The following is a 13,572-nucleotide window of genomic DNA, read 5'->3' as shown; positions in this document are numbered from 1 at the left end:
GCGGGCCTGCCCGATCCTGCTCGGCGCAGGCGGGCGGAAGGAACTGTCCCGCGGCTGTGCAGAGATCGAGAGTGGGCAGGCATCTGGGCCGGGCAGGTCCCCGGTTCGACCACCCACCCCTGATCCACCGGTGTATTGGTCCACAGGTTAATCACGACGTATGGCGAGGTTGCTCATGGCGAGCACCGGCTCGAGCATGACCTCATGCCCCACCTGCAGGTTGAGCGGGTCTACGCCCTCGTTGTACGAGAGAAGCTTGGAGAGTGGCATGTCGAATCTGGAGGCTATCCGGTAGAACGAGTCACCGGGCCTGACGGTGTAGGACCCGAGGTCGTTCACCAAGGTCCTTGACTCGCCGCACTCCGCGCCGTCTGCCCTCCTGATCTCGAATGTGACCGAGCCCTTCGGGAGGTCTTCCTTATTGATCACTGCGTATGCAAGTGGACGGGTCAGGGCTTGAACGACCATGTCTCCGGGCTTAGGGTTGGAAACCCAGACTGTGACTGTGACAGTCCGCCCTCGCAGGATAATATTGCGAATACCAATCGAATAACCTCCGGTAGGACGTTCACCGAGGTCAGCGACTAGGCCCACTTGAGTGTTGGGGTCGAAATCCGGCCCCATGAACCTGCCGGAGACGTAGAACCTCACACGCGGCCTGGCACCGATCCAGGAGTCTTCGAGAGGACCCTGTGATGCATAGAGGACGGTGGCGTCTGGGACGCGCGTCACGGACTCCACCACCCATATCTTATCCGGCCCAGGCCCGAGAGGTTGCACCAAGGTCATGACATGGACTTCTTGTCCGTGGAGCACCTGAACATCTACCGTGGGCCCGTCGGGCCCCGGGATGCCCGGTTTCGAAGGCAAGATGTTGAATTGATCGTGTTCTGGGGAGAAGCCAAGCCTCACGCCCCAGGCCCGCGCCACCTGCTCCGGATCAAGCCGCCAGGAGTGATGCCCAAGGCCGACATCGGCCTGAATCGCCTCGAGCTCGGCACGGTCCCATGGCGAGGCGAGTAATCCCACAGCCCCTGCGGGCGGCGCCACTGTTCCGAGCACGCTGGCGGCGACGACTGCAGCTACGATGCAAACCCTTCGCAAACGGGTCATCCTCCTTCGACAGAGCGTCTACCATCATCTTAGCACAGGCCTCCGGGGATACGGCGCGGGTCTCGGTGGGAGGAGAGAGACTTCCTGGTGAGAGCTGGCGGGACCACAGTTGCGGCATCACGGCCCGATTGTGCGCCCAAAGACGTTCATTAAGACTGCCCTTGACAACCGGAGAGCACTAGGATATTGTTTGAATGTCAAACTATTGGGCCGAAGAACAAACGTGCCGCCGAGGCATGTGCTGCGAAGGGAAGATCACGATGGCAAGGATAGGCGTGGTTACCGACAGTATTGCGGACCTCCCTCAGGACTTGTATCGCGAAAACAACATAGAGGTAGTCCCCGTCTCGGTCCTGTTCGGGGACGAAGTCTACAAGGATCAAGTCGACCTCACTACTGAGGAGTTCTTCGAGAAGCTCAAGACGTCCGACGTTATGCCGACGACTTCTCAGCCGTCTCCCGCTAGCTTCCTCGCGGTCTACAAGCGAATGTTGGAAAATTACGACCATATCATCTCCATCCATGTGTCATCAAAGCTGAGTGGAACCTACCAGAGCGCCCTCATAGCCAGGGAGACCCTGGGGTCATCCGCGATCGAGGTCATCGACTCCGGTCAGGCCTCCACATGCCAAGGATTTGTGGCCCTGGCTGCGGCCAGAGCGGTCGCGGCAGGCCGGGAACTCAACGAGATTCGCCGCGTCGTCCGCCATTTCATGGACAACGTGAAACTCCTCTTCACTGTCGACACACTCCGGTACCTCGAGAAGAACGGAAGGATAGGCAAGGCATCGGCCCTCCTGGGTGGGCTGCTTTCCATCAAGCCTGTGATCTCCCTGGGCGAAGGAGAAGTGATTCCGGTCGACCGGGTTCGAGGAGCAGGCAGGGTTCTACCTCGCGTCATGGAACTCATGTCGCAATGGGTGGGTTCGCGAAAGCCGCTTCATGTCGCAGTGATCCACGGGGATTCCCCTGATCGTGCCAAGGAGTGGAAGGCCGAGGTAGAGCGAAGGTTTGTGTGTGCCGAAGTCTTCATCTCCAAATGTGGTCCGGTGGTGGGCACTCATACTGGGCCTGGTTCAATCGGCGTCGCGTGGTGCCCGGCGTACGAGGGATAGTCAGGTAGACACGCACGCTCAGCACGCCCGATAGAGGGGTAGTCCGGCCAGCACGCCCGCTAACGGTCTTTGTAGAGGAAGAGCTCCATCTGGTCCATGCGCAGCCTGAGATGCTCTAGCTGAATCCAGAGCAGCTTGATCTGGTTCTTTATCTCCTCCAGCTGCTGAGCGTCAGCGCTAGCTCCCTCCAGGGAGAGCTGTAGACCCAGGGCCTGGAGGAAGCTACCAAGCACGATTGTCCAAGCCCCGGCAGTCTCTATCTGTAAGGCGGCCAACTGTCCCGAACTGTCAGGCTTGGTGGGCTGCTGCGCCACGCGACACCCCCTCCCGCTCACCACACTAATCAGTATACGGAGACTGCACGGTTGTGGAACAGGATTCCCAGAGGCAAACAGCGGTCGGGTGGGTACTGTGCCTGCACCATTGGCGGCTGGCGTGTGGGACAACGGGAGGTGGGCCATGAAGACGATCGGGCTTATCGCCGGGATGAGCTGGGAATCCTCCGCAGAATACTACAGGATCATCAACGAGGCTGTGCGGCACAGACTCGGAGGCCTGCATTCCGCGGAGTGCATCATGTACAGTGTGGACTTCGCGAGGATGGAGAGATTGCAGGCGGCGGGGGAATGGGACCAGGTCGGTGCTGAACTCGCGCAGGTGGCCAAGGGCCTGGAGAGGGCTGGGGCCGAGATCCTGGTCCTTGCTACGAACACCATGCACAAGGTGGCGGACGTGATCGAAGCCGCGGTCACCATACCACTCCTCCACATTGCGGACGCAACAGCGGAAAGGGTCAAAGCCCAAGGCGTCGAACGTGTGGGCCTGCTCGGAACGAGGTTCACTATGGAGGAGGATTTCTACGCGGGGCACCTCGCTGCCCGTCGCGGACTTCGGGTGATGACCCCGGGTCCCGAGGCCCGGCAAATAGTGAACGACATCATCTTCCGGGAGCTGTGCAGGGGTATTGTACGAGAGTCATCCCGCATGGCCCTGCGGGGCATAATGGCCGGCTTGGCCGCGTCGGGCGCTCAAGGCATCGTGCTCGGGTGCACGGAGCTCTCGATGCTGGTCGGGGCGGCAGACGCCCCGGTGCCTGTCTTCGATACAACAAGGATACACGCCGAGGCCGCAGTAGATTGGGCGCTGGGCGGCGAATTCTGAAGATGTAGGGGGGTGGCGGGGGAGCTCGGTGGGTCGTTGATCCCCCGCTCTGGTTGTCGGCTGCAAGCTCGCCGGCCTGCAGAGGTTGTCCCCACGGGTGTGGCGGTGAAAGTGATTGTGCCGCTGGTACCGGGAACGGTCCCCTCTCACCCTGTGCTTTTCTTTCCAGTCGCCACTCCTGAACACGCACGTCAAAACCCGCCTGTCTTGCCAGAGAACATGTCTTCGCTACCTTCCGATGCCGCGCTGGCTGTTATCCCATTGCTTTCAGTCTTACAGTAATTCCCATGGTTAGGCAGGAATTCACAAGCGGTTGTTTAACAATGTACAAGAGAACGTTGTTGGATTATAGATTACACCGATCCCTCGAGTCTGCTGCTGCCGCAAAAGGATTGTGACCATAAGCTGGAAGCATGACTTGTTCATGCTCGATCGGGTCGCCGACTGGAATCAGCTGTCGTGGCAAGTTAAGTAAATGACACAAACGTGCCGGAAGGCAGTGATACCATTCAAACAGGAAGACAACTTCGGGGAGGCCGTTCCATGATCGCGGAACACTCACTGGTATTCAGACTCTGGGCCAAGACGGCCCCCTTTCATCCGCTACCCTGTCACCTCATCGATGTCGGAAATGTGACTCAGGCCTTGGTAAAGACCTCTGCCTTCGCGGCAACGGCGGCCAGGGCCGGCGCGGCGATTGGGTGCCCCACTGATGTGCTGCCAGCGTGGCTTGCGTACTTCACTGCATTGCATGATATCGGAAAATGCCACCATGACTTTCAAGGTCGGGGCCCGGACCAGTACATAATGCCTCTGAAGGAGCGAGGTCTGTCGTGTGTAGTACAGGACAGGGATTACCGCCATGAGGGCTTGAGCGCCCTGTGGGTCCAGAAGTTCCTCATGAGTGATCTCGGATTGCCGGTTCAGCTTTCACGCACGGTTGGGCAGGCACTTCGCGGGCATCATGGGGATTTCGGTGCCCCCGCACCGGAAGAGCCTGAGTTTCAGCATGATACATGGGAGGCACTCAGACGCGAGCTCGAGGCGATTGTTCGAAGGGTTCTTGCCCCGCGTGATTGGCGACCGGTCGAGGTTGACCACAGTGTATTCGGTTTGCTCCTGTCGGGGTTGCTCGTTTGGAGCGACTGGATCGCATCGAACCAAGAGCTCTTTCCTCGCAGAGTGTACACCGCTGACGTGGAGGATTACGCCCCGCAAAGCGCTTTGGTCGCCATGGAAGCGATAGAGAAGTTAGGGCTTGACATTACCAACCCATGGCGGGAAGGTGAGCCCTTCCTGCACACGTGGAGGACGCTCCGCATCGATAAGGCCCGTCCCGTGCAGAGACGCTGCGAGGAACTGGCCCGGACGGATGCTGGGCCTGGGTTATGGATCATAGAGGCTCCTATGGGCGAAGGGAAGACCGAGGCTGCTGTCTATTTGGCGACGCAATGGGGCGCCAGAGGGCACAATGGCACGTACGTCGCTCTGCCCACTGCAGCGACTGGCAACCAGATGTTCGACCGGGTCAAAGCTTTTCTCAAGGATCGTGACCCTGAACTGGCCGCAGGAGCGCGTCTTGTACATGGACAAGCCTGGCTGGTTGGCGAGGATGCGGCGGTGCCGTCTGTCGCACCGGGGCTATCTGGGGGCTCTCAAGACGAGTCACATTTGGCTCTCGAATGGTTTCGACCGAAGAAAAGAAGTCTTCTGGCGCCGTATGGTGTCGGAACAATCGATCAGGCGCTCTTCAGTGTCCTTCATGTCAAGCACGGGTTCTTGCGACTGTTCGGGTTGTCGGGCAAGGTTCTGATCGTGGACGAAGTCCATGCGTACGACCCATACATGTCACGCATCCTCACGCGGCTGTTGCGCTGGTGCCGGGCACTCCAGATACCAGTAATCCTGCTCTCCGCAACGCTTCCAGAGGCCAGACGCCGGGCCCTGGTGGAGGCTTATGCCCCAGAAGCTAACTACACGTCTCGCTTCCCCGGTGAATACGCCCCCTATCCTTTGGTAACGACGGTCAGTAGTTCGGGCGAAACTGCGGAACACGAGGTAGCGGGCGAACGCCGTCGCAGACACATTAGGGTGCACCGCTACCCCGGATTTCTCGAGAACCCGGAGAAGCTGGCGTCGCTGGCGCTAGATCTGGTGGCACAAGGTGGTTGTCTCTGCGTACTGGTCAACACAGTCGACACGGCGCAGCGGGTGTTCCAGGCCATTGAGGGGCGCATGCGGCCTGATGATTCCTGCCGGCTACTTCTATTCCACGCACGTTTCCGGGCCTGCCGCCGCCGGGAGATCGAGGAAGAGGTGGTCCGACTCTTCGGGAAGAGAAGCTTGCTTAACGAGGACGAGCCCGGTTATGTTCCGCGGCCACGGAGGGCAATTCTCGTGGCCACACAGGTTGTGGAACAGAGCGCGGACGTGGACTTCGACGAGATGATCACGGAGCTACCGCCGGCGGACCTACTCCTGCAGCGAGTAGGGCGCGAGCATCGACACTCACGCGCCCAGAGACCGACTGGAGACGAGGCCCGACTGCATGTGGCATGGCCAGAGGCCTGCATACCCCCTGTGCTGGGAAAGACAGAGCGGGTCTACCAGCGATTCGTGTTGCTCAAGACCATGGCTGCGCTCGTGACCCGTGAGATGATTGTGCTCCCTGATGATATCCGCCCCATGATCGAGGGCGTCTACGATGGAAGACCATGGGCCGAAGGGGCGGAGTTGGTAAGCAATGAGGAGGATTTCCGCCGGGAGGAGAGCCTGTCGGAAGACGAACGGGAGGCCGACGAGGCCAGGAAGTACCTTATTCCTGAACCGAACCCAAGAGAGTTCAGGTTGGCGCAACTGCGGTTGGGTGCTTTCGACGAAGAGGAGAGTGGTGCTGCATCGTACTTCCGGGCCCGGACCAGACTCGGGGACGACACTATGTCGGTCCTGCTTCTTGAAGGCACGGCCCTTGCTGAAGAATTGGCCAGTTCCCGCGCGCCAGAGCGAAGAGTCCTGGCGGAGATCATGATGAACTCAGTCAGCCTTCCGCGCTATTGGTGGACGGGAGTAGCAGCCGAGGAAGGCTTCACGTTGCCCGAACCTGGCCCATCATGGCTGCCTGGTCAGTACGTGTTGCGCCTACGAGGAGGTGAATGGAGAGGGAGAAGAGGCGCTGAGTCCGTTGTCATTCGGGATAATCCGGATCACGGCGTATTGTTGAAGAGGGGAGAGTGATAGGCATTGGCTTCGTTCGATCTCTTGGTCGAACGGTGGATTCCCGCCGCGCGGATGGATGGGAGTGTTGGTCAATACGGGGTCGTGGGTTTGCTTGAAGCTGCGCACGAACTAGCCGGGCTTGTCGAGCCGGCGCCGTCGGTGCAACTCGGGATATACCGGTTCTTGATCGCTTTCGTCATGGATGCCTACAGTCTCAAGGAGATCTGGCAGATCGAGGACCTTCTGCGCACCGGCGGTTTTGAACCCGAACGCATCCGAGCTTACATCGACTTGGTCGGCAGGAGCCGGTTCGACCTGTTTCACCCGGAGCACCCGTTCATGCAACCCCTAGTCGAAGGTGAAGCCGGCACTGAGTGTATCAACAAACTGTTCCAGCACCTGCCCTCGGGATCGTTCACCACTCATTTCCATCATCTTGACCCCGCGGCTCAAGCCTTCGCTCCAGCGGTATGTGCGCGAGGGCTGTTGGCCATTCCGCCGTTCATGACGGCAGGTGGAGCCGGGTACTCACCGAGCGTCAACGGGGCTCCGCCCTGGTATGTTTTGGTCAAAGGGACCACCCTGTTCGAGACCATAGTCCTCAACTGCTGTGTGCTCCCCATCCCCGAGCTGGAGGGGGACGAGCCACCGGCGTGGCGAACGGAGCGGCCGGTGAAGCCCAGGCAGGAGGCACGTTGTACTTCATTGCTGGAGGGCCTGACCTGGCGTCCCCGCCAGATCAGGTTAATTCCGAGCGAGGGCGGAGTCTGCACGTACTCCGGTCAGTACTCTGACGTTTTGGTACGTCAGATGCGTTTTAGCTTCGGGTTCAAGTATGGAGGAGGCTGGACGGACCCTCAGGTTGCCTACAGGATCGACGCAAACGGGCAGTCTCCGCTTCGCCCGCGGGAGGGACGGGAACTGTGGCGCGACATAGGACCCGTGGCCTTTCTGCGCAGGCATGAGTATGAAAGCGAACGCGGCAAGGTTCGCTTCCAGAGGCCGCAAGTGGTGGAGCAGTACGTGGATCTGCTAGAGATGGGAGCGCTGCCTCACTGTCGCTCAGTCATCGATCTGGAGGTATTCGGTGTGCGCACCGACCTCAAGATGAAGATCTTCGAGTGGCAATGTGAGCGGCTATCGTTGCCCACCCAGGTGGCCGAGACGCCAGGAGCTGGCGCCAGAATCCAAACAGGGCTCGAGATGGCTGAGACAGTTGGCTACCTGGTCGGACGGGCGATGAAGATGGCTTATCCCCGAGAGGGTAAGAGCAACACTCAGGCCTTCAAAGGGCTCATAGAGTCCGCCGAGCGGGAGTTCTGGGCAGGTCTGCGCCCCTGCTTCGAAGCGGAGTACATGCTGAAGTTGCCGGACCTGGATGCTTCGGATCCTGAGGCATTTCCTGCTCTGCTGGAGGAGTGGAGGACGATCCTGCGACGGCACGGCAGGGAGGTGCTGGACCGCCATCTGGAGGGGTTGGACGCCAACGCCCAGGAGCTGCGCCGTCAGGTGGCGGCGAGGGATTCCTACGAGCTCGGCGTGTACAGGGCGCTCTATGGCCCGAGAGAGAAGCAGGAATCTCAGTCTAAGCGCAAAGGGAGGCAGGCGTCGTGAGTGAGGCAATTGCGACTGAACCCACCACAGATCATGTGGATGTCTTCGTGAGCCGATTGGCCAAGCTGGACCGAGGCGATCTCGCCATCCTTCGGCGCAACGCTGGCCGTACCCTGGCCGAGACCAGGAATGCCGCAGGGCTGTTTTACCGGCTTCTCCCCCTGGGTGTGCCGGAGCGGGACGAAGAGCTGTACTTCCTCCTGGCCACGTTATATGGGCTCAATGACCACAAGCCCGAGAAGGATTTTGGCGCCACGATGCGGGCTGTGAGGGTCAAGACAGGACGGGAGAGTGTGGACCGGCGCATGGCGATTCTCCTGGACAGTGAGTTTGACCTGGTCGACGGATTCCGCCCGGGTGGCGGCGAGATGGCCTACAGGCTGCGGCAGTGTGTGCGCTTGGCCGCAAGTGAAGAGGTTGGCGTGGACTGGGCTGTGCTCCTTCGCCACCTGCTGCGATGGATGAGCGCCAGCAAGCACGTGCGCAAACAGTGGGCCCGGTCATACTACGGCAGACTGCCTGAGGAGACTTCAGACTCTCAGAACACAAAGGGAGGTAATTCCTGATGTTGTTGGAGTTCCATCTTCTCCAAAACCATGCCCCGAGCAACCTCAACCGGGATGATTCTGGTAGCCCAAAGGACTGCATCTTCGGAGGAGTGAGGCGAGCGAGGATCTCAAGCCAGTGCCTGAAGCGCAGCATCCGGACCTCCCCGCTGTTCACTGAAGAGATCGGAGGAATCGACCTTGGGCTGCGCACTCGAAAGCTGCCGCACAAGGTCAAGGAAATCCTTCTGGCGCGGGGGATTGATGAAGCCCTGGCGGAGGTTGCGGCGGCCAAGGCAACTGGTTTCGGCAACAAGGACGGCAAAGAACAGAAGGACGGCAAGACAGCGCAGGTGATGTTTCTCTCGCCGCAAGACATCGAAGCGGTGGCTGAGGTGCTGTTTACGAAAGCAAGCACAGCTGGAAGTGCGGAAGATATGGCCAAGTTGAGCGCGAAGGACTTGCAGGCCGAGGCCGCGCTCAAAGGATGGAGGCCGATCACCCCGGACATCGGTCTGTTCGGCCGGATGATCACATCGGAGGCGTTCCGCGATGTGCAGGCTGCGGTGCAGGTCGCTCACGCCATCTCCACTCACCGCATGGACCACGAATTCGACTACTTCACTGCGGTTGACGACCTCCTCGGTTTGGGAGAGGAAGAGGATGATGCCGGAGCAGGCATGATAGGCGACATAGAGTTCAACTCTGCCTGCTACTACAAGTACTTCTCCATCGATTACGATGCTTTCGTTCAAAACCTCGCCGGTCCGGAACCAGAAACCAGAGCCAGTGAGCGCGAGAAGGCGGCTCATAGGGAAGCTGTAGCCGATGCCAGGACGATCGCAGCGAAAGTAATCCCCGCCTTCCTACGTGCCGCGGTTTTCACAACACCGTCGGGCAAGCAGAACACATTTGCGGCACACCAGTTGCCTGACGCGGTCCTGGTGGAGGTGCGACCGCATCAGACGCCTGTAAGTTACGCCAACGCGTTTGTAAGCCCTGCGCGGGCGAAGAACGACGTTGACTTGGTGGGGGACAGCCTGCGGAAGTTTGTTGAACATTGCGAATTGTTGACTCGCAAGTTCTCTCTGGAAGCAGATCCTCGCTTGTGGTTCTGCACGCGGGATATCCAGGTAACCGGCACTACTGGCTGCGATACGATGGATGATCTCCTGGCTGCCCTGGGTCAGGTTCTGGCGAGGTGATGGAAGTGCCCGGACAGCCTCTGCTACTGCTCCGCCTGGAAGGACCTCTACAATCGTGGGGCCTGCGGTCCCGATGGGACGTGCGCGACAGTGGTGACGAACCATCTAAGTCCGGCGTGATTGGCTTGCTCGGATGCGCCTTGGGCTATCCCATGTACGACAGGCGTCTCGAAGAGCTAGATTCCGAACTGACCTTGGGCATACGCGTGGAATGTGAAGGACGCAAGTTGGTGGACTTCCATACGATCACAGGTACAATACCGATGGCAGGCGGCGGAGTGAAAGGCACACCTGACGACCCCTCTACAATCATCTCGCCCCGCTCCTACCTTCAAGACGCTGCGTTCCTGGCGATCCTGAGTGGACCCGCTGAGCTTCTCTTCAGGTGTAGGTCGGCTCTGCTCGCGCCGAAATGGCCGATATACCTGGGACGCAAGTCCTGTGTGCCAACGCGGCCTGTGTTCGAAGGGTTAAGCTACGAGTACGCGAACCTAGAAGACGCCTTGCGCCGGCATCCATGGCGCTGGGAGGGCCGAGCTACGCTCAGGGAATATCCGGCCCGTCTGCGCTGCGTGATGGAGGATCCACTAGGGGAAGCCGTCCGTCCAGACCGCATCAGGACCAACCCCGCTCGGATGTATGAGAGTCGCCGCGTAAGGGTGCTATGGGCCGATTTCCCAGGTGAGTCCGAGGAGGGTGAGACATGTATCTCTCACGCCTGATCCTTGATGCTAGAAGCCGGGAGGTTCGACGCGACCTTTCGGACTGCCACGATATGCACCGCACACTGCTGCGCGCTTTTGGTGAGGCGCGTGGCCCGGACGGAGGTTCTAGAAACTCCTTCGGTATTCTCTACAGGCTCGAGACCGACCGACAGACTGGCTGCCCGAAGGTCTACGTCCAATCGGCCGAACGGCCAGATTGGACAAGGCTGCCGTCGGGGTATCTTATGGGAGACTGCGATGTGGAGAACCCGGCGTGCAAAGAACTCAGCCGGGCATACGCTCAACTCCACACAGGGATGGTGTTGGCCTTCGCCCTGCGGGCTAATCCCACTCGCAAAACCGGCACGGCGAGCAAGGCTGAGCGCCTCGCGGGCACCCGCGGAAACGGTCACCGAGTGTTTATCACGCGGCCCGATGAGCAGATTGCCTGGCTGCGGCGGAAAGGAGAAGAAAGTGGCTACGAGCTTATGAGCGTCAGGGTGGATACAAACGTGCCAGACGTCGACACAAGGCCCGAACCCAGAGTCTATGGGCAAAGGGGTGAGGCCAAGTTGACTTACGGTTCGGTGTTCTTCGAGGGACATCTCCGCATCACCAATGAAGACAAGTTCCGCACTACTCTCACACGCGGCATCGGCAGCGGAAAGGCATACGGCTTCGGCCTGCTCACCGTCGCTCCACCCAGGTAGCGGGCATGATCCCGTCGCTGCAACTTCCGGTACCGCTTCCAGTCGCCCTGAACCAGGGAGTGGTGGGAGGGGCACCCTCTAAGAGATGGGCGTCCCCGCCACTGATGAATGGAGGGAAGGATGGTGCAGGACTTCCGTGAGCTACCCAAACTCAGAGATAGCTGGACGTATCTATATGTGGAGCACTGCAAGGTGGATCGGGAAGATAAGGCCATAGCGATTCACGATGCAGATGGCCGCGTGCCGGTACCATGCGCAAACCTGGCTCTGCTCATGATCGGCCCCGGGACGAGCATCACACATGCGGCAATAAGCACTCTCGCTGAATGCGGGTGCAGCGTGCTATGGACTGGTGAACAGGGTGTGAGGGTTTATGCTCAAGGCGTTGGCGAGACCAGATCTTCCTCTTCCCTGTTGAGGCAGGTGGCAGTGTACTCCGACCCCGAGGCGCATATGAGGATGGTGTTTAAGCTGTACGCTATGAGGTTCCCCGAGCCCCTGCCGGAGGGGATTACGCTTCAGCAACTGAGAGGACGTGAAGGAGTCAGAGTGCGTGAGGCTTATGCCCAGGCCAGCAGAGAGACGGGCGTGCCATGGACTGGGCGCTCATACGATCGTACGAAGTGGAGCGATGCGGATCCGGTCAACCGAGCGCTATCCGCCGCCAATTCCTGCCTTTACGGGCTGTGTCATGCGGCAATAGTCTCGCTAGGATACTCACCTGCCCTGGGGTTCATTCACACTGGTCGACAGCTTTCATTCGTCTACGACATCGCGGACCTATACAAGGTCGGGACCACGATACCTGCAGCCTTTGCGGCAGTGGCATCCGGCGAGATGCCGGTGGAGACAACCGTGAGGAAGATGTGTCGGGATAACTTCGTGCGCATGAGACTCCTCGCACGGATAGTGGAAGATCTGGAGTCTCTCTTTGGACACGATGAGAGTACCGCTGAGCCGTGTGACACCCACGATCCGGCCGTGCCTGGTGCCTTGTGGGATCCTCGCGCAGGTCAACTGCAAGGTGGCCATAATTACGCCGATCCAGGGGCCGGGGAGGAGAGCAAGTTATGATCGTAATGGTGTTGGAGAGGGTTCCCGTGTCACTCCGCGGGGAGCTCACCCGCTGGATGTTGGAGATCAAGGCGGGTGTCTTCGTCGGTTCCCCGTCCGCACTGGTTCGTGATAAGCTTTGGGAAAGAGCTTGCCGCTATGCACGAGACGGTGGCTGTATCATGGCCTGGAACACTAACAACGAACAGGGGTTCGACGTTCGCCTCGCAGGAGATTGCCGCCGGATGATCGTGGACTTCGAGGGACTTCGGCTAGTTCGGATTCCATAAGGCCCAGCAAAGTCCAGTGTTGTCCCCACGCGTGTGGGGGTGAACCGAAGTCGTATCGAACCGGGTCGAAGAGACCGTCGTTGTCCCCACGCGTGTGGGGGTGAACCGCCATAGAAATAGTTCGTGTCCGCGGCCCAGGTGTTGTCCCCACGCGTGTGGGGGTGAACCGGCCGCGCCCGCCGTCGCCCGCGGAGATGTCTGGTTGTCCCCACGCGTGTGGGGGTGAACCGCTCAGCGATACCCATGAGCTTTGACATCCTCCGTTGTCCCCACGCGTGTGGGGGTGAACCGTTCCTCATGTTTGAGGACGCGGGGCCGGAACTGTTGTCCCCACGCGTGTGGGGGTGAACCGAGTAGTCAGGCCGCCACTATCACGGCAGGCTAGTTGTCCCCACGCGTGTGGGGGTGAACCGATGACACCCTCGACGGCCTCCTTCGAGTAGATGTTGTCCCCACGCGTGTGGGGGTGAACCGATGGAACAGCGGGAGGCGCTCCACCGGTTCTAGTTGTCCCCACGCGTGTGGGGGTGAACCGCGATGATGGGGGCCGAAGGAGGTAATCGCAATGTTGTCCCCACGCGTGTGGGGGTGAACCGCTCTGTGGGGGGCTGGGCGAGGCAGTCCAATTGTTGTCCCCACGCGTGTGGGGGTGAACCGGCTACGCGCGAGGCCATGGTGAACGCGGTTCTGTTGTCCCCACGCGTGTGGGGGTGAACCTACGCGACGTCCCAGTCCGGCGCACTCACGTCGCGTTGTCCCCACGCGTGTGGGGGTGAACCGAATAAAGCACATCTCGGGAGGTGGATAGATGGGTTGTCCCCACGCGTGTGGGGGTGAACCGGAAGG

At 60.0% G+C, this 13,572-nt stretch carries 12 protein-coding genes and 1 CRISPR repeat array; of the genes, 10 read left to right on the top strand and 2 right to left on the bottom strand.

The window, feature by feature from the left end; genetic code table 11:
• Positions 1-147: 147 nt before the first annotated feature.
• The gene (locus NUW23_02045) at positions 148-1,104 is read right to left on the bottom strand and encodes a protease complex subunit PrcB family protein (protein ID MCR4424962.1); all 957 of its coding nucleotides are present in this window, start codon (positions 1,102-1,104) and stop codon (positions 148-150) included.
• Positions 1,105-1,373: 269 nt separating this feature from the next.
• On the opposite strand from NUW23_02045, the gene NUW23_02040 reads away from it, so the two are divergent.
• Positions 1,374-2,228, top strand: coding sequence for a DegV family protein (locus tag NUW23_02040; GenBank protein ID MCR4424961.1), 855 nt, complete (start codon positions 1,374-1,376; stop codon positions 2,226-2,228).
• 59 nt (positions 2,229-2,287) lie between these two features.
• Here NUW23_02040 and NUW23_02035 read toward each other — a convergent pair whose 3' ends face one another.
• Positions 2,288-2,542 carry a hypothetical protein gene (locus NUW23_02035; protein MCR4424960.1) on the bottom strand — a complete coding sequence of 85 codons (255 nt, stop codon included), beginning with the start codon at positions 2,540-2,542 and terminating at the stop codon, positions 2,288-2,290.
• A gap of 145 nt (positions 2,543-2,687) precedes the next feature.
• On the opposite strand from NUW23_02035, the gene NUW23_02030 reads away from it, so the two are divergent.
• The 9 genes from NUW23_02030 to cas2e all read left to right on the top strand — a co-directional run bounded on the left by NUW23_02030 (position 2,688) and on the right by cas2e (position 12,726).
• Entirely contained in the window at positions 2,688-3,389 is a 702-nt protein-coding gene (locus NUW23_02030) for an aspartate/glutamate racemase family protein (GenBank protein ID MCR4424959.1), read from the top strand.
• Between the two features lie 543 nt (positions 3,390-3,932).
• Positions 3,933-6,623 carry a CRISPR-associated helicase Cas3' gene (gene cas3, locus NUW23_02025; protein ID MCR4424958.1) on the top strand — a complete coding sequence of 897 codons (2,691 nt, stop codon included), beginning with the start codon at positions 3,933-3,935 and terminating at the stop codon, positions 6,621-6,623.
• Between the two features lie 6 nt (positions 6,624-6,629).
• Complete coding sequence (gene casA, locus NUW23_02020) at positions 6,630-8,219, top strand: type I-E CRISPR-associated protein Cse1/CasA (protein ID MCR4424957.1); 1,590 nt, start codon at positions 6,630-6,632, stop codon at positions 8,217-8,219.
• Positions 8,216-8,785 carry a type I-E CRISPR-associated protein Cse2/CasB gene (casB, locus tag NUW23_02015; protein MCR4424956.1) on the top strand — a complete coding sequence of 190 codons (570 nt, stop codon included), beginning with the start codon at positions 8,216-8,218 and terminating at the stop codon, positions 8,783-8,785. The genes casA and casB overlap by 4 nt, the downstream gene beginning before the upstream one ends.
• Positions 8,785-9,969 (top strand): type I-E CRISPR-associated protein Cas7/Cse4/CasC, encoded by a 1,185-nt coding sequence (cas7e, locus tag NUW23_02010; GenBank protein ID MCR4424955.1) that lies wholly within the window; start codon positions 8,785-8,787, stop codon positions 9,967-9,969. The genes casB and cas7e overlap by 1 nt, the downstream gene beginning before the upstream one ends.
• Positions 9,969-10,691 (top strand): type I-E CRISPR-associated protein Cas5/CasD, encoded by a 723-nt coding sequence (gene cas5e, locus NUW23_02005; GenBank protein ID MCR4424954.1) that lies wholly within the window; start codon positions 9,969-9,971, stop codon positions 10,689-10,691. The genes cas7e and cas5e overlap by 1 nt, the downstream gene beginning before the upstream one ends.
• Positions 10,673-11,383 carry a type I-E CRISPR-associated protein Cas6/Cse3/CasE gene (gene cas6e / locus NUW23_02000; GenBank protein ID MCR4424953.1) on the top strand — a complete coding sequence of 237 codons (711 nt, stop codon included), beginning with the start codon at positions 10,673-10,675 and terminating at the stop codon, positions 11,381-11,383. Before cas5e ends, cas6e begins: the two co-directional genes overlap by 19 nt.
• 120 nt (positions 11,384-11,503) lie before the next feature.
• Positions 11,504-12,457, top strand: a complete 954-nt coding sequence (gene cas1e, locus NUW23_01995; GenBank protein ID MCR4424952.1) for a type I-E CRISPR-associated endonuclease Cas1e — start codon at positions 11,504-11,506, stop codon at positions 12,455-12,457.
• Positions 12,454-12,726 (top strand): type I-E CRISPR-associated endoribonuclease Cas2e, encoded by a 273-nt coding sequence (gene cas2e / locus NUW23_01990; GenBank protein ID MCR4424951.1) that lies wholly within the window; start codon positions 12,454-12,456, stop codon positions 12,724-12,726. The genes cas1e and cas2e overlap by 4 nt, the downstream gene beginning before the upstream one ends.
• Positions 12,727-12,744: 18 nt before the next feature.
• Positions 12,745-13,567: direct repeats of the CRISPR family, unit length 29 nt; unit sequence GTTGTCCCCACGCGTGTGGGGGTGAACCG.
• Positions 13,568-13,572 lie beyond the last annotated feature (5 nt).

The sequence above is a fragment of the Bacillota bacterium genome (assembly GCA_024655925.1).
GTDB lineage: Bacteria > Bacillota > DTU025 > DTU025 > JANLFS01 > JANLFS01.
Note: the sequence above shows the minus strand (reverse complement) of the source record. Positions and strands in the feature narration are given on the sequence as shown.